The organism is Streptomyces sp. NPDC001700, assembly GCF_053596435.1.
On the sequence record NZ_JBSFGE010000010.1, the window covers coordinates 53324 to 74108 of the forward strand.

At 72.9% G+C, this 20785-nt stretch carries 15 protein-coding genes; 9 read left to right on the forward strand and 6 right to left on the reverse strand.

Annotated features, from left to right (window positions below):
• The first annotated feature begins 74 nt into the window (after nt 1–74).
• From ACWC5C_RS20210 to ACWC5C_RS20225, 4 genes are read left to right on the forward strand one after another with little or no spacing between them, the layout of a single operon-like run.
• Nucleotides 75–1340, forward strand: coding sequence for a glycosyltransferase (locus ACWC5C_RS20210; RefSeq protein WP_450877061.1), 1266 nt, complete (start codon nt 75–77; stop codon nt 1338–1340).
• Between the two features lie 34 nt (nt 1341–1374).
• Nucleotides 1375–3555, forward strand: a complete 2181-nt coding sequence (locus tag ACWC5C_RS20215; protein WP_450877063.1) for an ArnT family glycosyltransferase — start codon at nt 1375–1377, stop codon at nt 3553–3555.
• A gap of 28 nt (nt 3556–3583) precedes the next feature.
• Nucleotides 3584–4336: a response regulator transcription factor gene (locus tag ACWC5C_RS20220; protein ID WP_450877065.1), complete on the forward strand. Its 753-nt coding sequence runs from the start codon at nt 3584–3586 to the stop codon at nt 4334–4336.
• A complete protein-coding gene (locus tag ACWC5C_RS20225) occupies nt 4333–5892 on the forward strand; it encodes a sensor histidine kinase (RefSeq protein ID WP_450877067.1) in 1560 nt (519 codons plus the stop codon). The genes ACWC5C_RS20220 and ACWC5C_RS20225 overlap by 4 nt, the downstream gene beginning before the upstream one ends.
• A gap of 5 nt (nt 5893–5897) precedes the next feature.
• Here ACWC5C_RS20225 and ACWC5C_RS20230 read toward each other — a convergent pair whose 3' ends face one another.
• Entirely contained in the window at nt 5898–7406 is a 1509-nt protein-coding gene (locus tag ACWC5C_RS20230; RefSeq protein ID WP_450877069.1) for an MFS transporter, read from the reverse strand.
• A gap of 214 nt (nt 7407–7620) precedes the next feature.
• Between ACWC5C_RS20230 and ACWC5C_RS20235 the strand changes: the two genes are divergently transcribed.
• Nucleotides 7621–8223 (forward strand): TetR/AcrR family transcriptional regulator, encoded by a 603-nt coding sequence (locus ACWC5C_RS20235; protein ID WP_450877358.1) that lies wholly within the window; start codon nt 7621–7623, stop codon nt 8221–8223.
• Here ACWC5C_RS20235 and ACWC5C_RS20240 read toward each other — a convergent pair.
• Entirely contained in the window at nt 8137–10662 is a 2526-nt protein-coding gene (locus ACWC5C_RS20240) for an FtsX-like permease family protein (protein ID WP_450877071.1), read from the reverse strand. The two genes, ACWC5C_RS20235 and ACWC5C_RS20240, sit on opposite strands and share 87 nt — an antisense overlap.
• Nucleotides 10656–11393, reverse strand: coding sequence for an ABC transporter ATP-binding protein (locus ACWC5C_RS20245; protein ID WP_450877073.1), 738 nt, complete (start codon nt 11391–11393; stop codon nt 10656–10658). The genes ACWC5C_RS20240 and ACWC5C_RS20245 overlap by 7 nt, the downstream gene beginning before the upstream one ends.
• 183 nt (nt 11394–11576) lie before the next feature.
• Between ACWC5C_RS20245 and ACWC5C_RS20250 the strand changes: the two genes are divergently transcribed.
• Nucleotides 11577–12839: a sensor histidine kinase gene (locus ACWC5C_RS20250; protein WP_450877075.1), complete on the forward strand. Its 1263-nt coding sequence runs from the start codon at nt 11577–11579 to the stop codon at nt 12837–12839.
• A complete protein-coding gene (locus tag ACWC5C_RS20255; protein WP_450877077.1) occupies nt 12812–13471 on the forward strand; it encodes a response regulator transcription factor in 660 nt (219 codons plus the stop codon). The genes ACWC5C_RS20250 and ACWC5C_RS20255 overlap by 28 nt, the downstream gene beginning before the upstream one ends.
• A 7-nt stretch (nt 13472–13478) precedes the next feature.
• Here the strand turns inward: ACWC5C_RS20255 and ACWC5C_RS20260 are convergent, their stop codons facing one another.
• Entirely contained in the window at nt 13479–14741 is a 1263-nt protein-coding gene (locus ACWC5C_RS20260) for a hypothetical protein (protein ID WP_450877079.1), read from the reverse strand.
• A gap of 54 nt (nt 14742–14795) precedes the next feature.
• Nucleotides 14796–16103 carry an SGNH/GDSL hydrolase family protein gene (locus ACWC5C_RS20265; RefSeq protein ID WP_450877081.1) on the reverse strand — a complete coding sequence of 436 codons (1308 nt, stop codon included), beginning with the start codon at nt 16101–16103 and terminating at the stop codon, nt 14796–14798.
• 131 nt (nt 16104–16234) lie between these two features.
• Between ACWC5C_RS20265 and ACWC5C_RS20270 the strand changes: the two genes are divergently transcribed.
• Nucleotides 16235–16543: a hypothetical protein gene (locus tag ACWC5C_RS20270; protein ID WP_450877083.1), complete on the forward strand. Its 309-nt coding sequence runs from the start codon at nt 16235–16237 to the stop codon at nt 16541–16543.
• A gap of 186 nt (nt 16544–16729) precedes the next feature.
• Nucleotides 16730–19066 (forward strand): glycosyl hydrolase family 95 catalytic domain-containing protein, encoded by a 2337-nt coding sequence (locus tag ACWC5C_RS20275; protein WP_450877085.1) that lies wholly within the window; start codon nt 16730–16732, stop codon nt 19064–19066.
• Here ACWC5C_RS20275 and ACWC5C_RS20280 read toward each other — a convergent pair.
• Nucleotides 19063–20637: a PucR family transcriptional regulator gene (locus tag ACWC5C_RS20280; protein WP_450877087.1), complete on the reverse strand. Its 1575-nt coding sequence runs from the start codon at nt 20635–20637 to the stop codon at nt 19063–19065. The genes ACWC5C_RS20275 and ACWC5C_RS20280 overlap by 4 nt on opposite strands.
• Nucleotides 20638–20785: the final 148 nt, after the last annotated feature.

The following is a 20785-nucleotide window of genomic DNA, read 5'->3' on the forward strand; positions in this document are numbered from 1 at the left end:
ACTCAGCGGACTCTCGGCGAATTCCCAGCTCGCTGTCGCGAAGTTCCCTGGTTGGGCCGCGAGGGTTCTGCCCCATGCCCCAGACATCCCATGGCCCGGGCGTCGCTCATGGCTTCCAGCCCGCGGCCCGGCCCGGCCCCTCCGAGCCGCCCCAGGTGCACACCACCACCGTCGAGATCGTCGTTCCCGTCTACAACGAGGAGCGGGCCCTGCCCGGCTGCCTGCGCACCCTGCACACCAAGCTGCGTGAGCAACTGCCGTTCCCCTGGCGGATCACGGTGGCGGACAACGCCAGCGTCGACCGCACCTTCGAGGTGGCGACGGAACTGGCCCGCGAACTGCCCGGCGTGGACGTGTTCCACCTGGACCGCAAGGGCCGTGGCCTGGCGCTGCGTACGGTGTGGGGCGCCAGCGAGGCCGACATCGTCGCGTACATGGACGTCGACCTGTCGACCGGGCTCGACGGGCTGCTGCCCCTGATCGCACCCCTGGCCAGCGGCCATTCCGACCTGGCCATCGGCAGTCGGCTGGCGTCCGGCGCGCGGACCGTGCGCGGGCCCCGCCGCGAGGCGATCTCGCGCTGCTACAACGGGCTGATCCGGCTGACCCACGGGGCCCGGTTCAGCGACGCGCAGTGCGGCTTCAAGGCGGCCCGTACGGAGGTGCTGCGCCCGCTGCTGGAGAAGACGCGGGACGACGCCTGGTTCTTCGACACCGAACTCCTGCTGCTGGCCGAGCACAACGGGCTGCGCATCCACGAGGTCCCGGTCGACTGGGTGGAGGACGTGGACACCCGGGTCGACGTCGTCGGCACCGCCACCGACGATCTGCGGGGCCTGTACCGGATGGCGCGGCTGAAGGCGTCCGGCGCCGCCCGGGTCGCGCTGCCGCGCCGTCCCGCCCCGGCCGCCGAACACCCGGACGCGGTGCTGGCCCCCGACACCGGCCGGTCCCGGTTTACCTGGGAGGTCGGCTGCTTCGTCGCCATCGGCATCGTCTCGACCATCGGGCAGGCGCTGCTCTACTGGCTGCTGCGCGGCTGGTGGCCGCCGGTGCTGGCGAACCTCGTGTCGCTGCTGGTGCTCACCGTGCTCAACACCGAGGCCAACCGCCGCCTGACGTTCCGCTGGTCGGAGACCGGTGTGGGACGGGCACACCTGGGCGCGGGCGCCCTGTTCGTCCTGGGCTACCTCGTCACCTCCGCCGCCGTACTGCTGTACCGCCAGAGCAGCCCGGACGGCTCGACGGGCGCCGAAGCGCTCGTCCTGGCCGCCTCCTCCGTGCTGGTCACCGCCGTGCGCTTCCTGGTGCTGCGGCTGGCCGTCTTCCGGCGCCCGTGAGCCCCCGTACCCCCTCAGGAAAGCGAAGCGCACCATGACCCGAACGTCACACGGCCCACGCTGGGCCGCCCCGGCCGCGCTCGGCGCGATCCTGCTGCTGGCCGCGGCGCTCTACGGCTGGGCCCTCGGCTCGCTCGGCTGGGGCAACAGCTACTACGCGGCCGCGGTGAAGTCGATGGGCGGCAGTTGGACCAACGTCGTCTTCGGCGCGTACGACCCGGCCGGGGTGCTCACCGTCGACAAGCCACCGGCCGCGCTGTGGCCCCAGGTCCTCAGCACCAAGGTGTTCGGCCTGCACGGCTGGGCGATGCTCCTGCCCCAGGTGCTGGAAGGTGTCGCGGCGGTGTTCGTCCTGCACCGGACGGTACGCCGCTGGGCGGGCGAAGGCGCCGGGCTGCTCGCCGCGCTGGTGCTGACCCTCACGCCCATCACGGTGGCCATCAACCGTGACAACAACCCGGACACGCTGCTCGTGCTGACCCTGGTCGCGGCCGCGTACGCGCTGACCCGGGCCCTGGAGACACCGTCCGGCCGGGGCGCGCTGTGGTGGCTGTGCGGCAGTGGCTTCCTCGTCGGCGCCGGGTTTCTGACGAAGATGCTGGCCGCCTGGATGGTGATCCCGGCCCTCGCGGCGGCGTGGCTCGCCGGGGCGGCCGGGACGTGGCTCGTCCGGGTGCGCCGGTTGCTCATCGCGGGTGCGGTGCTGGCGGTGTCCTCCCTGTGGTGGGTGGCCATGGTGGCGCTGTGGCCCGGCGACCGCCCGTACATCGGCGGCAGCGAGGACGGCTCGGCCTGGGACCTGGTCATCGGCTACAACGGGCTCGGCCGGATCTTCGGCGAGAGCGGCGCCACCGGTGGCATGGGCGGGGTCTCGTTCGGTGGCGCCGCCGGTGCCGGGCGGCTCTTCAACGACCAAGTCGGCGGCCAGATCAGCTGGTTGCTGCCGCTGTGCGCGGTGGCCCTGGGCGTGGCGGCGGCCGTCGCGGTGCTGCGCCGACGCGGTGAGACGGCCACCGGCGAACCACTGGCCACCTCCGGGTGGGTGCTGTGGGGGACGTGGCTGGTGGTGTGCGGGCTGGTGTTCGCCACCCAGGAGGGCACGTTCCACCCGTACTACACGACGCAGCTGGCCCCCGCCGTCGCCGCGCTCACCGCGGGCCTCGCGACCGCGCTGGCCCGCGCCCACCGGGCCGGTGCCCGCTGGGCCCTGCCGACGGGGGCCGGGGCCGTGCTGGTCACCGTGGTGTGGGCGGTCGTGGTGATCGAGCGGGAGCCGTCCTGGAACGGCTGGCTGACGTGGCCGGTGGCGGCCGCCGGACTCGGCGCGACCGCGCTCCTGCTGCTCGCGGGCCGAGCGCACCGGCTGCTCCCGGCCGCGCTGGGCGGCGCCGTCCTGGCGGTGCTGCTGGCGCCCGGCGCGTGGTCGGTCAGCGTGCCGGGGACGACGTCCGCGATGGGCGGCGCCAACCCCACGGCCGGACCGGCCAACTCCGGGGGCATGCCGTTCGGCCGGGGCGCTGCGGGTCCCGGTGGCGGCCCGGGTGGGTTCGAACCGCCCGGGGGCCCGGGTGGCATGCCGGGCGCGGGCGGGGGCGCGGGCGCGGGCAAGCAGCCGAAGGGCATGCCGTCGGGGACGCCCGGCGGGCGGCCGGGCGAGAAGCCGAAGGGCGCGCCTTCGGGGATGCCCGACCTCGGCGGCGGCAGTGGCGGCAATGACAGCGGTGGCGCCGGAAACATGCGTGGCGCGAACGGCATGGGCGGCATGGCGCGGCTCATGGGCGGCACCGGCCTCACCGCCGATCAGCGCAAGATCCTCGACTACGCGGTCCAGCACTCCGGCTCCGCCCGGATCAGCCTCGCCGCCGAAGGGGGCGCCATGGCCACGTCCTCGTACATCCTGAACAGCGACGCCACGGTCATCGGCATGGGCGGCTTCATCGGCACCGACGACGCCCCCTCCGTCCGCCAGCTGCGGACGTGGACGGAAAAGGGCGAGCTGCGCTACGTCCTGGGCTCCGAACCGGGCTCGCGCGGCGCGGGCCCCGGCGCCATGATGGGCGGCTCCGACAGCCCCGCTACCCAGCGCACCCAGTGGATCGGCGACCACTGCGCCAAGGTCCCCGCCTCCGCCTACGGCGGCAGGTCAGGCGGCTCCACCGGCATGATGGGCATCGCCACCACCCTGTACGACTGCGCCGCCACGAAAACGAAGTAAGCGACGGCAGAACGGACCACCACGCACCATGGCCGAGCAGCCCGCCACCCAGCTCACCCACCGCATCCTCGTGGTCGAGGACGACCCCGGCATCCGCCTGTTGCTGGAGTCGGCACTTGGCCTGGCCGGATACCAGGTGAGCAGCGCCGCCACCGGCCGCGACGGCCTGCTGGAGGTCGAGCGGTTCCGCCCGGACCTGCTGGTGCTCGATGTGATGCTGCCCGACCTCGACGGTTTCGAGATCACCCGGAATCTGCGCGCGGTGGGTGTGCGGACACCGGTCCTGTTCCTGACCGCCCGTACCGAGGTGGGCGACCGCATCGCCGGTCTCGGTGCGGGCGGCGACGACTACGTCGGCAAGCCGTTCAGCATCGAGGAGGTGCTGCTGCGCATCCGCGCCATCCTGCGCCGTACGGGCCACGATGTGCCGTACGGCGCGGGCGAGGACGATACCGAGGTGCTGCGTTACGCGGACCTCGAACTGGACGAGCGGGCACACGAGGTGCACCGGGCGGGGCAGTACATCGCGCTGTCCCCCACCGAGTTCAAGCTGCTCACCCTGTTGTTGGAGAACGCCAACCGGGTGCTGAGCAAGAGCCGGATCCTCGACCGCGTGTGGGGCTTCGACTTCTCCGGCGACGCCCGCATCGTGGAGACGTACGTGCGGTATCTGCGGCGCAAGATCGACCACCTCGATCCGCCGCTCATCCACACCGAGCGGGGCGTGGGCTACTGCCTGCGCCTGCCGCGCGACCACGCCCAGCAGCGGGCCGACGGATGATCCGCCTCACCGGGATGCGCGGCGGACGGCCCGCGTCGCTGCGCAGCCGTCTGGTGTGGGGCGCGGCGCTGCTGGCCGCCGTCGCGGTCCTCGCCGCCCAGGCCATCGGGTTCCTGGTGCTGCGTTCATGGCTGCTCGACCGTGTCGACCAGCAGCTCGACGACTTCCAGTTGCCGCCGCACACCTTCTCCCGCGACATCGGCTCCGAGCAGATGCCCCGGCCCCCGGACCCCGGTTCGGTGACCCTGCCCTCCGACTTCCGCATCACCTTCTACGGTGCGTCAGGACACCGGCGCGGCATCCTCGGCGGCGGCGAGGCACCCGGACCGCAACTGCCAGCTTCGCTAGGCGAGTTGCGGCTGTCCAAGGGCCGTCCTGGCACCGTTCCGGCGCTGTCCGGCGACGGACACTGGCGGATCCAGAAGAAGACGGGCCCCGAGCACACCTCGTACGTGGTCGCGCTGCCCCTGGACACGTTCGACGGCGCCACCGCCAAACTGCTGTGGCTCAACGTCATCGTGCTGGCGGCCACCGTCACCGGCCTGATCGCGCTCAGCCGGTGGGTCGTCCGTATCGGCCTGCTGCCGCTGACTCGTATGGAGCGGGCCGCACAGGACATCACGGCCGGTGATCTGAGCCCCCGGCTGCCGGACACCGACCCCCGCACCGAGACGGGCCGCCTCGGCACCGTACTGAACACCATGCTGGACCGGCTCCAACAGGCCCTGCGTGAACGGGAGTTCTCCGAGGCCCGGCTGCGCCGGTTCGTCGCCGACGCCGGACACGAACTGCGCACCCCGCTCACCTCCATCCAGGGCTTCGCCGAACTGGCCCTGCGCCACGAGGAGCGGTCCAGCGCCGAACGGCGCGAAGGCGACCGGCTGATCGCCCAGAACGCCGAGCGCATCAGCCTGCTCGTGGACGACCTTCTGCTGCTGACCAAGCTGGACAAGGAGCCCGACTACCGCCGCGAACCCGTCGACCTGCTCTCGGTCGCCGCCGACTCCATGAGCGCGACGGCACACCAGACCCGCGGCCACCCGATCCGGCTGGGCCCCCTCGGCACCGGGAGCACCGCCGACACCGCCGACACCGCCGACGAAGCGGAACTGGACGTCGTCGAGACGACCGGCGACCCCCACCGGCTGCGCCAGGTCGCGGGCAACCTGCTGTCCAACGCGCTGCGGCACACCCCGCCCGGTACGCGGGTGGACGTACGCGTCGGGGCCGGGCGGGCCGGTCCCGCGACCGGTGGCACGGACCGCCCGGGCCGTACGAGCCCCTCGCCACCGCTGCGCGAAGGGGCCAGGATCTGTGTGCTCGAAGTGGCCGACCAGGGCCCCGGGCTGTCCCCGGAAGCGGCCGACCGGGTCTTCGAGCGCTTCTACCGGGCCGACCCGTCCCGCTCCCACCAGCACGGCGGCTCCGGCCTCGGCCTGGCCATCGCGAGCGCCATCGCCCAGGGACACGGCGGCAGACTGGAACTGGAAACCGCCACCGGACGCGGAAGCGTCTTCCGGCTCGTCCTGCCCGCCACCGGTCCCGGGACCCACTGAGCGATTCACATGTGCACCACGGGAGCCGCCTGGGCGTCGGGGGCGGGCGCGCCGCGCCGGTAGAGGAGCACGCTGATGACCAGGCCCGCGCCGAAGAAGAGGGCCGACCACCAGTACGCGGTGGAGTAGGCCTCCAGACCGGCCTGGGCGAGGACGGCGGGGGCCTTGGGGTTCTTGCCGGTCAGGTAGTCGGTGGCGGCGCTGGTGGACAGGGTGTTCAGCAGGGCGGTGCCCAGGGAGCCGCCGACCTGCTGCATGGTGTTGACGGCGGCGGAGGCGACACCGGCGTCCTCGGCGGCCACCCCGGCGGTGGCCAGGCTCATGGCCGGGGCCATCACCAGCCCGAGGCCGAGTCCGGCCACGACCAGCGGGGGCAGGATGTCCGTCGCGTAGCCGCTGTGCAGGTCGAGGGCGGTCAGCCAGGCCATGCCCGCGGCGGCCGTGCCCATGCCCAGCGGCACCACCGGCTTGGGGCCGAGGCGGGGGATCAGCACGGTGGAGGCGAGGGTCGAGGTGACCATGAGCGCCGCCACCATGGGCAGGAACGCCAGCCCGGTCCTGATGGGGGTGTAGCCCAGGCTCTGCTGCAGGTAGTAGGTGAGGAACAGGAAGACACCGAACATCCCGGCGCCGCTGATCAGCACGGAGATGAACGACGCCCCGCGGTTGCGGTCGAGCAGGACACGCAGTGGCAGCAGCGGGTGTGCGGCGCGCGTCTGCCACCCGGTGAAGACGGCGAGCAGGACCGCACCGGCGACCAGGAAGCCCCAGGTGGCCGGGGAGCTCCAGGCGTGGCTTTCGGCGTTGGAGAAGCCGTAGACCAGGCCGAACAGACCGGCGGAGACCAGGACGGCGCCGGGGATGTCGATGGTGGCGGTCTTGTCGCGGCTGGTGCGGCTGAGCAGGACGGCGCCGCCGAGGAAGGCGACGGCGGCGAAGGCGAGATTGACGTAGAGGGTCCAGCGCCAGTCGAGGTGTTCGGTCAGCACACCGCCGAGGAGCAGCCCGATGGCGCCACCGGCGCCCGCGATGGCGCCGTAGACGCCGAAGGCCTTGCCGCGCTCCTTGGCGTCGGTGAACGTCGTGGTCAGCAGGGACAGCGCCGCCGGAGCGAGCAGGGCGCCGAACAGGCCCTGAATGGCACGGGCCGCGACGAGCACCTCGAAGCTGCCCGCCGCGCCGCCCAGGGCGGAGGCACCGGCGAAGCCGACCAGCCCCACCAGGAAGGTCATCTTGCGCCCGAACAGGTCGGCTATGCGGCCACCGAGCAGCAGCAGGCTGCCGAAGGCGAGGGCGTAGGCGGTGACGATCCACTGCCGGTCTCCGTCGGAGAACCCCAGGTCCTTCTGCGCGGAGGGCAGGGCGATGTTCACGATGGTCGCGTCCAGGACCACCATGAGCTGGGCCAGGCCGATGACGGCGAGGATCCACCAGCGATGGCGAGGGGGCGCGTCGGCGGCCGCCAGGGGCGCGCCGACCGTGCCGACAGACGTGTCGGAGGTGGTTCGGGGCATGAGGGATATCTCCGGAAGAAGAGCTGATCAGCGAGTCGATTGACTCGCCTGACACCTGTCAGATTAGAGTGAATCTGACAGGTGTCAAATAATCGGGGCGGAGGTCCCTAGGATGTCCATGGCAAGCAGTGCGCACGTGGCAAGGGAGACGACGGTGGGAGTACGAGCCGAATCCGCTCGACGGCCGGGGCGCCCCGGCGCGGGCACTCCCGCCCTGCCCGAGGAGGAGAACATCCTCCAGCGCGGGCTCGAAGCCTTCGCGGAACTGGGCTACGAGCGGGCCTCCGCGCGCGAGCTGGCCCGGCGCCTGGGCGTCAGCCACAACTTCATCAACGACCGGTACGGATCCAAGGCGGCGTTCTGGCGCGCGGTGGTGGACTCGGCCCTGGGAGCCCAGCTGGCGCGGCTGCCGCAGCCGGAACCCTCGGCCGACGACGCCGAGTGCCTGCGGCGGACCATCACCGGCTTCTACCTGACCGCGGCCGACGCGCCGCTGATCGGGCGGCTCTTCGTCAACGAACTCAACCAGGACAGCGAGCGGCTGGACTATCTGTACGAGGAGTACATCGCCCCGACCCTGCGGACCCTGACGGCGAGCATCGAACGGCTCGTGGCCGCCGGACGCATGGCGCCGGTCCCGATGGACGTGCTGTTCTTCGCCGTCGTCCCACCCGTATCGGGCATGGTGGACGTGCCCCTGGCGCGACGGCTGGGCAGGCCCGAGCCCGCCTCACCGGAACAGCTCACGGCCACGGCCGAATCGCTGGCCGCGCTCGTGGTGGGCGGACTGCTCGCGACGGGGCCGGGGAGCCGCTGAGCGCAGGGCGAGCGCGGCCGGGACGACGGACGAGACCACGGCCAGCACCGCGCAGGCGCCCACGGCCGCGCCGATGGCCGCCCAGGGAACCGCGACCGTGGTCCGCACCGACAGCAGGGCCAGCGCGCTCCCCATGCCCGCCAGGTTGAGCGCGGCGACCACGACACCCAGCACCGCGCCGACCCCGACTACCATCAGCGCCTCGGCGCCCACCAGCCGCAGCACCTGCCCCGTGGTGGCCCCGGCCAGCCGCAGCACGCGGAGGTCGCGGACGCGGTCGGAGGTCGCCATGGCCATGGTGGTGGCCACCGAGATGCCGGTGTAGAGGAGGGCGATGCCGAGGATCAGCAGGAGGCCGAGCCGGGTCGTGCTGTTCGTCGCGGGGTAACTCGCCCTGATCCACTGGTCCTTGGTGAGCAGCCGCCCGCCCGTGGTGTGCGCCGCCTCCCGCAGCCCGGTGGCCACGGTGTCCGCGTCGGCGCCACCGGTGAGGGTGACGTCGACCCGGTCGACGGTCGCGCCGGGGGCGTTGCGCGGGGTGACGTAGGCGCCGTTGCTTCCGGTGCCGGTGGCCAGCACCGCGGCGACGCGCAGCCGCTTGCTCGTACCGTCGCCGAGCCACACCCGCACGCGCTGGCCCACGGTGTGCTGCTGCCACTCCCCATTGACGATGATCGAATCGTCGTCGAGATCGCTCGCCCTCCCGGCCTCGACCGGCAGCCGGGTGGTGGCGGCGAGCAGGCCGGGCTCGGCGGTGCGGGCCTCGGACTTCTGGAGGGACACGCCGTCCTCCAGGACATAGACGGCGCTCGACGCGGTCGCGGACACCTCGGCGCCGGGCACGGCGCGCAGACGGCGCAGGGTCGCCGCGTCGAAGCCCGCGCCGTCGGCCGGGGTGAGGACGAAGTCGGCCGCCATGTGCGCGCGGATTTCGGTGGCCTTCGCCTCGTTCAGCGTCGCGGTGGCGCCCAGCAGGGAGCCGGTGAGGGCGACCGTGACCAGTACGGGCGCCGCGATCGCGGCGGTGCGGCGCACCCCGGCGGCGGCGTTCTCCCGCACCAGCATGCCCGCTGCGCCCGGGAGTTGGGCAGTGGGCCACGCGAGCAGCCGGGTCAGCGGGCCCACCACGACCGGCGCGAGCAGCGCGACCGCGGTGATGAGCAGCATCGGCCGGGTCACATAGGTCTTCCGGCGCAGCAGCTCGCCCGGGTCGGTGGCCAGGGCCAGGCCCAGGGTGACGGCGGCGGTCGCCAGGAGGGCCAGACCGTACAGCCACCGCCCCCGGGTCATCGTCCCGGTGTCCACGGAGGCCTCACGCAGCGCCTGGGCCGGACCGGTGCGGCCCGCCCGCCAGGACGCGGCCGCCACGCCGCACAGGGCGACCGACAGCCCCGTCCAGAAGGCCAGCTGGTACGGCCACACGTGGTCGCCGATGGCGAACCAGCCGGGCGCGAGACCACGGTCGGCCACCCAGCGGGCCAGCCGTGGCGCGCCGTACGCGCCGAGCAGACAACCGGTGGCCGAGGCGAGCACGCCGACCATCAGGGCCTCGGCGAACACCATCCGGCGAAGCTGCCCCGGGGTCGCCCCGGCCGTGCGCAGCAGCCCGAACTCCCGGCGCCGCTGGGCGACCGCGAACGCGAAGGTGGAGGCCACCACGAACACCGACACGAAGGTGGTGACGCCACCGGCCGTGCCGAACAGGGCGTTCATCGCCGTGAGGGCTTCGCGGTCCCGGTCCGGGCCGGGGTCGGCGTGGCGGCGCCCGTCCCCGGTGAGGACCCGCACCCCGGCGCTGCCGCGCACCGCCTCGCGCACGGCCGCCACGTCGGCGTCCACGACGAGCTGGACGCTGCGCGGCGAGAGGCGGGCGGCGCGTTCGTCGGTGTAGAAGACGGCGTTCTCGAAGCCGCGCCCGGCCACGGTTCCGGCGACCCGTACGGTTCCGGCGACCCGTACAGTGCCGCCACCGGTCCGTACGTGCTCGCCCGGCTTCGCCCAATTCCCGCTGATGACGACCTCGTCGGCCGCCCGGGGCGCGCGGCCCGCCCCGATCTCGTATCGGGCGAAGGCGGCGGTGGACCAGGGGTGGCCCACCAGGTCGCCCGGTCCGCCCCGGGCCCGTACGGCGAACGACCGGTCCTCGACCACGGAGCCGAGCTTCCGCAGCGCCGCGACGGCCCGCGCGGGCACGGCGCGCGGATGGGCGAGCCGCTGGACCCGGCTGCCGCGCGGGGTGTCCACCCGCAGGGTGTCGGCTCCCTTGACCACCACCGGTGCGGCGGCGAACCGTTCGGGCTTCCGGTCGGGCGCGTCCAGCGACGAGGCGAGGGCCAGGCCCATGACGGCGATCAGCGCGACGCCCAGCGACAGGGCGACGAAGCTGCCGGTGAAGGTGGTCCAGCGGGTGCGCAGGGTACTCAGGGCGACGGTCAGCACGGCACGTCCTCCAGGGTGGTCATGCGCGCGGCGATGGCGTCGGCGCCCGCCCCGGCCAGTTCGCCGCCCGCCCGTCCGTCGACGAGGAAGACCACCCGGTCGGCACAGGAGGCCGCCACCGGGTCGTGCGTGACCATGATGACCGTCTGGCCCTCGCCGTCGACCATGCCGCGCAGCAGGGCCAGCACCTCACGGCTGGTCCGGGTGTCGAGAGCGCCGGTCGGCTCGTCGCCGAAGAGCACCTCGGGGCGGGTGATCAGGGCGCGGGCCAGGGCGACCCGCTGCTGCTGGCCGCCGGACAGCTCCGATGGCCGGTGCCGGGCCCGTTCGCCGAGCCCCACCTGCCGGAGCGCGTCCCGCACCCGGTTCGCGGAGGGGCGGCGGCCCGCGAGCCGCAGGGGCAGCGCCACGTTCTGCTCGGCGGTCAGCGACGGCAGCAGGTTGAACGCCTGGAAGACGAAGCCGATGCGGCGGCGCCGCAGCAGGGTCAGCCCCCGTTCGCTCAGCGCCGTCAGTTCGGTGCCGCCCACGGTGACCGACCCCGAGGTGGGGCGGTCCAGCCCCGCGGCGCACTGCAGCAGCGTCGACTTGCCCGAGCCGGAAGGGCCCATGACGGCGGTGAACGTCCCCGTGGGGAACGTCAGCGAGACCTGGTCGAGCGCTGTCACCACGCCGTCGTCGGAACCGTAATGCCTGCTGAGAGAGCGTAATTGGATCGCGTCGTTGTTCATCTGTCCCCACTCGTCCGGTGTCGAACGCCACGAAACCGTGCGCGGACACCGTGGCGCAGTGAGGCAGAACCGAGACTTGGGGTAGGGCCAGGCATACCCCCGGCACACCCTCTGGGCCGATGGCACCGGCCGGGCGGGGCTTCTACGGTGACCTCCATGCACCCTCGGAATGTGTGGCAAGCCATGTCCGGGCCGGGTTTCCTGCTCTCGTCGTGGCCGTGGCGTTCGGCCGGATATCTGCTCACCGGCGCGGTGACCGGCGCGGCCGCCCTCGTGGGGATCGCGGTCACGGTCGCGGCCGGTGGCATCCTCACCGTCGTCCTGGTGGGGCTGCCGCTGCTCGTCCTCGCCGCGCTCGCCGGGATCCCGGTGGCCTGGGTGGAACGGCGGCGGCTGCGGCTGATCGACCGTGACCCGGCCCCCGACCAGCACCGGGCGCCCACCGCGTACGGCCTGTGGGCCTGGCTGACGACCCGGGTGAGGGAGCGGACGACCTGGCGGGAACTCGGGTACGCCCTGCTGTTCGCGGTGGTGTTGTGGCCTCTCGACGCGCTCGCCTGCGCGGTCGCCCTGCTCCTCCCGCTGTCCATGGTGGCCACCCCGCTGCTGATGGCCACGGTCGGCGGCGGCCAGGAGGCGAAGGTGCTCAAGCAGTGGATGGTCACCTCCTGGCCCGTGGCCTTCGCCGTCGCCGTCCTCGGGCTGCTGCTCCTGGGCCTGTGCGCCTACCTGCTGGGGGTCGTGGCCGGGGCCCGCGCCGAACTGACGCGGCTGCTGATCGCCCCGCGCGGGGGCGATCTGGCGGCGGAGGTCACCGAACTCGCCCGCTCCCGCCTCCGGTTGGTGGACGCCTTCGAGACGGAACGGCGGCGCATCGAACGCGATCTCCACGACGGGGCGCAGCAGCGGCTCGTGGCGCTCACGATGACGCTCGGCCTCGCCCGCCTGGACGTACCCCCCGGCCCGCTCGCCGACCAGCTCGCCACCGCCCACGACGAGGCCGACCAGGCCCTCGCCGAGCTGCGCGAACTCATCCACGGCATCCACCCCAAGGTCCTCGCGGACTACGGCCTCCCGGCGGCGGTCGCCGACGCAGCGGACCGCTCCCCGGTCCCCGTGGACATCGGCCTGGAGCTGACCGGGCGGCTGCCCCAGGCGGTCGAGGCCGCCGCGTATTTCGTGGTCCGCGAAGCCCTCACCAACATCGCCCGGCACAGCGGGGCGCACCGCGCGGAGGTCAGCGGCGGACACCACGGCGGACGGCTGGTCCTCCAGGTGCGCGACGACGGCCGGGGCGGCGCGGATGCCCGCGCCGGAAGCGGGCTGACCGGGCTCGGGGACCGGGTGTCGGCGCTGGGTGGCAGACTCTCCCTGTCCAGCCCGCCGGGCGGACCGACCCTGTTGCGTGTGGAGTTCCCTTGCGAACGGACCGATCCCTGCGCGTAGTTCTGGCCGAGGACAGCGTGCTGTTGCGGGAAGGGCTCATCGGCCTGCTCGGCCGCTGCGGCCACGAGGTGGTGGCCGCCGTCGGCGACGCCCCCGCGCTGCTGGCCGCCGTCGAGGAGCACGCCCCCGACATCGTCCTCACCGATGTACGCATGCCACCCGGCTTCCAGGACGAGGGGCTGCACGCGGCGGTGCGGCTGCGCGAGCTACGGCCCACCCTGCCCATCCTGGTGCTCAGCCAGTATGTGCAGCGCACGTACGCCTCGGAGCTGCTGGACTCCGGCGATGGCACGGGCGTCGGCTATCTGCTGAAGGAACGCGTCGGCAAGGTGGCGGAGTTCGTGGACGCCCTGTGCGAGGTGGCGGACGGCGGCACGGTCGTCGACCCCGAGGTCGTACGGCAGTTGCTGCGCCGCCGCCGCGACCCGCTGGAGCGGCTCACCGCGCGCGAGCGGGAGGTGCTTGCCCTGGTGGCGGAGGGCAAGTCGAACGGCGCGATCGCCCGCCAGCTGGTGGTGTCCGAGGCGGCCGTGGGCAAGCACATCGGCAGCATCCTCGGCAAGCTGGACCTCCCCCTCACCGACGCGACGCACCGCAGAGTGCTGGCCGTGCTCGCCTATCTGCGGGCGTGACCGGTCGTCACGTCGCCGTTTCGGCCGTGCGCACCGGGCGGCGGTCCTCGGCCCGTTGCAGGGCGCGGAAGTCCTCGAAGAAGCCGTAGCTCCGCGCGGGCTTTCCGCCCTCGCCGTCCTGGACGGTCAGGTTGGAGTACAGGCTGTTCAGCAGCCACGGCTGCTTGTCCGGGCCGAAGTCCTTCACCATCGCCGGCGCCTGCGCCACGCCGTAGGTGGCCACGGCGAGCTGTCCCGTGTCACGGAACTTCTGGACCTGGTTGCGCAGGTAGTGCTTGTGGTCCTCGAACCACGGGCTCATGGACAGGAAGTCGTGCCACTTCCGCTGCGGGAAGGGGTGCTCGGTCGCCTGCTTGATCACCTGCCATACCTTGGTGCCCGCGGGCAGCCGGTAGCGCCGGGCGAACTCGGCGGGGATGGTGTCGCGCAGGTGCCGCTCCCACAGCAGGACCAGGGAGAACTCGGTGACCAGGAACTTCTGGTCGCGGCGGAGCCCCGGAAGGATGTAGTCCAGGTACTTCTGCGAGTCTTCGAGGGACGCCACGTGCGGGTGGATGTCCACGCCCTCGATCTCCGGCGTCTCCCGGGCGAACGTCATCCAGCGCTCGGTCGCCCGCGTACGCCAGTCGGGCCGGTCGAGGTGGTTGAGCGAGCCCATGTACAGGCGTGTCCGGCAGCGTTCCCCGAAGTGCTTCTCGCGGTAGACGATGACGTGCCGTGCGACCTTCTCGTAGAAGGCGTTCAGCGTCCCGTCGTCGTGGTCCTTCTTCAGGCTCTCGATGAAGGGCTCATTGGCCAGCGCGAGGATGTCGGCCTTGCCCATCGCGGCGTCCAGCACCTTGTCCACCCGCGCCAGTTCGGCGTCCATGGCCGAGCTGTCCACCGCGGGCATCGGACGGTGGTTGTACGGGAACTTGAGCGACAGAACCGTGCCGTACCCGTGGTCGTGCGCGCTCAGGAGCGCCTTGACGGCGGCCTGTTGCTCGGCGGGGGTCTTGTCGATCTCCGGCATGGGCACGAAGCCGCGGAGCCAGCCCGCGGAGAGGCCCTCCAGCATGGACGAGTCCATGGTGGAGGGGTCCTCGTTGAAGTTGGCCCCCAGCGCACCGCTCGGGGCGACGGCCCGCTTCCCGGACGTGTTCTCGCTCGTGTTCTCGCCGCTCTCGGTCTTCCCGCCGGTGTCCTGACAGCCCGTGGTGAGGAGGGCCGCGCCGGAGGCACCCAGGAACCACCGGCGTGACATCGGCGCGCGCTCGTTCTGTATTCGCATCCTCCATTCCTACGGATGGAGAAGGGGGTCCGGCAACGTGGGCAGGGGCAGCCGTCAGCGGCGGAAGAGGCGGAGCGGGAAGGCGTCGGCGATCGCGCGGTAGCCCGCGGGGTTGAGGTGCAGATGGTCGCCCACGTCGAGGTCCGGGCGCAGCCGCCGTGGGTCGTCCTGGTCGCGGGTCGCCCGGTCCAGGTCCACGACGGCGTCGAAGCGGCCGCTGGTCCGTATCCAGTCGTTGACCCGCTGCCGCGCCGCCTCGCGGTGGCCCGCCGCGTCGTCGTACGGGGTGCTGCCGCCGAACGGGGTGAGAGTGGCGCCGTAGACGCGGATGCCCTGCGCGTGGGCGCGCACGATGATCTGGCCGTAGGCGGAGATGAGCCGGTCCGCGATGTCCTGCTGTCCGCCGGGGGTGGCGGGGGCGGTGCCGATGTCGTTGATGCCTTCGAAGACGACCAGGGAGGTGACGCCGCTCTGCGCCAGCACGTCACGGTCCAGGCGGGCGAGGCCGTTCGGGCCCAGCCCGTCCTGGAGGAGCCGGTTGCCGCCCGCCGCCTGGTTCAGCACCGCGGCGTCGGCCGTCCGGTGGTCCGCGCGCAGACGGGTCGTCAGCTGGTCCGTCCAGCGGTCGTTGTGGTTGGTGGTGGAGCCCCTGCCGTCGGTGAGCGAGTCGCCCAGTACGGCGGTGGCCCTGGTGCGCGCCGTCGACCACACCTCGACGCCGCTCAGGAAGTACCAGTGCTCGACCGGGGTCGCCCCCTTCAGGTCGGCGGCGTCGACGTGGTCGCCGCGCAGCAGATGGGAGGCGGTGCGCGAGCCGGGGTGGGAGGTGATGGCGGTGGACTGCTGCCCGGTGGCCAGGTGCATGGTCACGGTGAGGTTCGAGCCCGGCGGCAGCCGGAAGTCCAGCGGGTCGGACACCACCAGCGCGCCCATCGGCACCGTCGTGGCGGCGCGGCCGTCGAAGGTGACGGGCCGGGAGGTGCCCGGTTCGATCGCGCTCGCCCCCGCCCGGCCGTCCACGGGACGGGCCACGGAGACGCGGGTGATGGGGAGCGGCGCGCCGCCGAAGGCGTTGGAGAAGCGGAGCCGCAGCTGGCGGCCGCCCACCGACACGTGCACGGTCTGCCGCAGGGTGCTGTCGGTGAGGACCGCGCCGTCCCCGGTGTACGGCGGGGGCGGCATGTTGCCCGGCTCGGTCAGCTGCGGCATGGACGTCCAGGTGCCCACCCAGTGGCTGCCCGGACGCGGCTTTCCCTCCTCGGCCGGTGCGGTGCGCGCCCGGCTCCGCTCGGCTCCCTGGGCCACGGACACCAGCGCCACGACGAGGAGAACCGCCACCAGCGGACCAAGTCTTCGAAGCATGCCTCGCATGGAACGTCCTCTCCAACAGGGGGACTTGACGCACCCACCCTGCCCACCGGAGCGCCGGGGAACCCCCGCTACGATCGGTACGTCACATGAGCCCGCTCCGGGGCTTCGCAAGGGGGATACTCGTGCCCGCACCGACCATGGCCCACCGCACCGACACACCCGCCGTCGCGCTGGGCCCCACCGCCGTGGTCCTCGGTCTCTTCTCCGTCGTCGGTGTCCTCGCCATCGTCGGCGTACTGCCGTCCGTGCTGTTGGCCTTCACCCTCCCGCTGGTGCCCATCGCCGGGGGCCTCGCCGTCGTCCTCGGCGCCATGGGCATCCATCACGCCCGCCGTGGTGCGGGCCGTCTGGGGATGGCCATCGCCGGAACCGTTCTCGGCGGTCTCGGCTTCGTGGGTGTGGTCGCTCTCCTCTTCATGGTCAGCGTCTGATCTTCATGGTCAGCGGCTGAGAGATCGGTTGGCTGGCGCCCCTGCCGCCGCTGCCGTCATCCCGTACACCTCGCCCACCTGCGGCGATGAGCCGGGTCGATTTCCAATACGTCGGAGGTCTTCCCTTGGTCCTCCACGGCCTGCACCATGCCGGGTAGTTCATCACCAGGTATGGGAGGCACATACGTGACCCCGACAACAGGGAACGGGATCTCTCGAAGAGGTGTGATCGGCTCGGCGGCCGCGATCGGCACCGTCGGCACCACGGGCTGGCTGGCCGGATCCGGCACCGCCTGGGCCACGCCCCCGTCGGACGCGGGCCGGGCGGGAAACCTGACCGAACGCGTGGTCAGGGCCGCGGCCCTGCGGTGGCGCCGGCTGCCCGGCGACTGGAAGGACGGCCCCTTCCTCGCCAACGGACTGCTCGGTGTGCAGGTCTACCGGGGCGCGACGCCCAACTCCGTGAAAGTGATGGTCAGCCACAGCCAGGTGCAGGACCAGCGGCCCCAGTGGCGCGCCCCGTACGGCTTCTCACGGCTGCCCATCGGCCACTTCGACCTCACCCTGGCCGGGGAGGTGACCGGCATCGACTGGACCCTCGACCTGTGGGACGCCGAGCTGCGCGGCACCGTCACCACCACCCGGGGCAGCGTCCGCTTCTCGATGCTCGTGCACAACGCCCGTACCGCGCTGCTGATCTCCACCCGCCCCAGCGCGGGCGAGGCGGCCGCGGCCTGGTCGTTCACCTGGCTGCCCGCCGCCTCGCCGCGCACCAAGGACAAGCCCGCCGACTACACGGGCAACCCCGACCCCCGCACCGGCACCGCGGGCGACACCGGCTACGTCGAGCAGCCGCTCATCGCGGGCGGCGGCTGGACCACCGCGTGGCGCGAACGGCGCGTCGGCACCGGCAGACTGCTCGCCGCGCACATCGTCTACCGCTACCCCGAAGACCTGTCGCGCACCACGGAGCTGGCCGTCGCCGAAGTGGCCCGCACCCTGGCCGCGGACCCCGACGACCTGGTGAGCGAACACCGCGCCTGGTGGCACCGCTTCTACCGGCGCAGCCTGCTGTCCGTACCCGACAAGCGCCTCCAGGACTTCTACTGGATCCAGCTCTACAAGGCGGCCTGCGCCACCCGGGCGGGCGGCCCCTCGATGTCCGAGTGGGGCCCGTGGTATCCGGAGACCGGCGGCAGCTGGACCGCCGTGTGGTGGAACCTCAACGTGCAGATCGCCACCTGGCTGATCCAGGGCTCCAACCACCTCGAACTCGACTCCGTCACCTCCACCTTCAAGGACTTCGAGCAGTACCTGCCGCTCTCGGTCCCACCGCAGTACCAGGACGGGCAGACCTACGCCCTCGCCCACCCCTCCGACTGGAAGCTGCGCCCCGGCGCCAAGACCGTCGGCATCCCCGGCACCTCCACCAAGACCGACAACAACGGCAACCTCATCTGGGCCATGCACAACGTCTGGCTCAGCTACCGCCACACCATGGACACCCGCATCGTGCGCGACGTCCTCTACCCGATCCTGGTCAAGGCGGTGAACTTCTACGACCACTTCCTCTACGAGGGCGGCGACGGCAAGCTGCACCTCCCGCTCACCCGCTCACCCGAGTGGGCGGACGCCGAGGACTGCGTCTACGACCTCTCCCTGCTCCGCTGGGGCTGCGCCACGCTCCTCGACTGCCTGCGGATCCTCCGTACGGACCATCCGCGCGCCGCGCGCTGGCGCGAGATCCTGAAGCGCCTGGTGGCCTACCCGCGCGACGCGACCGGCGTCATGATCGGCGCCGGGAAACCGCTCACCGAATCCCACCGCCACTTCTCCCACATGCTGTGGCTGTTCCCGCTGCACGAGCTGGACTGGGACCGGCCGGGCGACCGGGACATCATGCGGACCACCTTCGACCACTGGGTCAAGGACCGCGCCCTGTGGGCCGGTTACAGCTACGCCGCCGCCTCGTCGATGACCTCGCGGATGGACCGCCCCGAGGAGGCCCTCGACTTCCTCACCTTCTTCACCGGCGGCAACGTCATCAACAACGCCTGGATGACCGAGAACACCATGTACGTCGAGGGCGGGAACCTCGGCATCGAGAGCCCCCTGACGGCGACCCAGTCGGTGCTCGACATGGCCGTGCAGAGCCATGGCGGCGTGGTCCGGGTCTTCCCCTCCGTATCGCGGCGCTGGCCCGACTTCTCGGTCCAGTCCCTGCGCGCCCAGGGCGCGTTCCTGATCGACGCGGACCGCTCGGGCGGCCGCACCCGGTGGGTGCGCGTGCACAGCGAGGCGGGCGCGCCCCTGGTTCTGGACCACGGCATCCGTGGCGCCGTCGACGTACGGGACGAGCGCGGCCGGGCGCTGCGGTACCGGGAGACGGGACCCGGCCGCATCGAGATCCCGCTCCGCCGGGACGAGACGGCCGTCGTCGCCCCGCGCGGCACCCGGCCCGACCCGGCCCCGCGCGACGTACCGGCCGTGGGCGACGCCAAGCCGTGGGGGCTGCCGGACTAGGGATCGTGGTCCGAAAGCCACTCCAGGGCGAACCAGAGATCCATCCGGACGGCCGCGTCCTGGAGATCGGCGCCGAGGAGCCCGGCGACCCGGGACATGCGGTGGCGCACGGTGTTGCGGTGGACCCGCAGCTCGGCGGCCGTACGGTCCCAACTGCCGTGGAACGTCAGCCAGGTCCGCAGGGTGCCGAGCAGGACGGCGGCGCCCGGCGGACCGGCCCCGCCGAGCGCGGCGAAGCGGGCCCGGGCGAACTCCCGGGCGTCGGCGGGCGAGACGAGGGAGTGCACGGCCGGTGCCGTGTCCTCGTGCACCAGGGCCGCCACCTCGGCGGCGATCGCGCGCTGCAGTGCCCGTCCGGCCCGGGCGTCGGCACGCGGCAGGTCGGCCGTGGGGGAGGGGGTGCTGAAGCCGAGGGTCCACCCGAGGACGGCGGCCTGCGCGGGGACGCGCGGACGGGTGTCCGGAGCGCAGGGGACGAGCGCCCTCAAGCCCGGACCGTCGATGTGCACGTACGGAGTGCCGAGCGCCGTACCGAGGGTGACGAGCTGCGCCGGGTCGTCGCCCGGGCCGTGGACGTGGCGTCCGTGGACGACGATCCAGTGGTCGTGCGCCGGGTGTCCGGAGGGTACGAGGTCGGGCGCGACCTCGGCCGGGGAGGCGCCGAGCATCAGCCGCACCAGCGCCCCGGCGCTGTGGCTGCCGGTGTTCAGGGCATGCCGTGGACTGGTGAGCAGGGACAGCAGGACGGTGGCCGTGCTGGTCACCTGGCGGTGGACCGGAAGCGGCGCGGTGGCGGCGGCCTGGCCGAGCGCCAGGGGAGTGGCGGCGCCGGGCAGCGTGTGCACGGTCAGATGCACACCGTCGTGGTGGTGGGCCGCCGCCGCCGGTGGTGGTGGCCCACCCGTGGCCCGGCCGGTGGCGGGGCGGGCGGCCGTACGGACGGCGAGGTCGCGCAGCAGGCCGGGGGCGGGCTCCGGGGGACGGCGGCCCGCCCGGAACAGTTCGCCGCCCCGGCCGTCGAAGAGCACCGCCCAGGTGCCGGTGTGGGCGCTGAGCTGGGTGAGTACGGCTTGCAGCGCGTCCGGACGGGCGGCGGCCGAGGCGAGGGCCGACTGCGCCCGGGAGATCTTCGTCAGATCGCGGTTGCGGGCCTCGGCGATGGCGGCGTACGTGGCCCGGCCGACGGCCACGAACGGGGTGGCGGGCGGCAGCCGCAGCAGCGGCAGCCCATGGCGGTCGCACGCGGCGATGAGATCGGACGGCACCTCCTCGTACACCGGGGCGACACCGAAGCCGAGGGCGGCGACCCCGGCGGCCACCACGCGCGCCACATAGGTGTCGACGCCGTCCGCGCCGCGCGGCAGCCGTACCCCGGCGGTGAGGAGGAGTTCGCCGCCGACGAGATACGGCGTGGGGTCCTCGATCTCCGTGGTGCCGACCGTGCCGACACGCCGCTCCCCGGCGGGCCCGGCCACCTGGCGCAGCCCGAGCGAGGGGTCGGCCAGCAGCACACCGAGGGGGACGGACGTCTCGTCGGCATGGGTCTTACGGGTGGGATCGCGCGGGGTCACAAGGCAGGAATCCTCTCATCCCACGGCACCGCGCCGAAGTGTCGGAGGTGTCCAATGAAGGGATTCCCATCGGACGGATCCACGGGTTCAGCGACGGTACGCACCGTGGATAACGTCACGCACGACCCCCACGACCGAAGGACTCACC

Coding starts and splice junctions, on each gene's coding strand:
- ACWC5C_RS20210 (WP_450877061.1), top strand. CDS start 75: ATGCCCCAGACATCCCATGGCCCGGGCGTCGCTCATGGCTTCCAGCCC.
- ACWC5C_RS20215 (WP_450877063.1), top strand. CDS start 1,375: ATGACCCGAACGTCACACGGCCCACGCTGGGCCGCCCCGGCCGCGCTC.
- ACWC5C_RS20220 (WP_450877065.1), top strand. CDS start 3,584: ATGGCCGAGCAGCCCGCCACCCAGCTCACCCACCGCATCCTCGTGGTC.
- ACWC5C_RS20225 (WP_450877067.1), top strand. CDS start 4,333: ATGATCCGCCTCACCGGGATGCGCGGCGGACGGCCCGCGTCGCTGCGC.
- ACWC5C_RS20230 (WP_450877069.1), bottom strand. CDS start 7,406: ATGCCCCGAACCACCTCCGACACGTCTGTCGGCACGGTCGGCGCGCCC.
- ACWC5C_RS20245 (WP_450877073.1), bottom strand. CDS start 11,393: ATGAACAACGACGCGATCCAATTACGCTCTCTCAGCAGGCATTACGGT.
- ACWC5C_RS20250 (WP_450877075.1), top strand. CDS start 11,577: ATGTCCGGGCCGGGTTTCCTGCTCTCGTCGTGGCCGTGGCGTTCGGCC.
- ACWC5C_RS20260 (WP_450877079.1), bottom strand. CDS start 14,741: ATGCGAATACAGAACGAGCGCGCGCCGATGTCACGCCGGTGGTTCCTG.
- ACWC5C_RS20265 (WP_450877081.1), bottom strand. CDS start 16,103: ATGCTTCGAAGACTTGGTCCGCTGGTGGCGGTTCTCCTCGTCGTGGCG.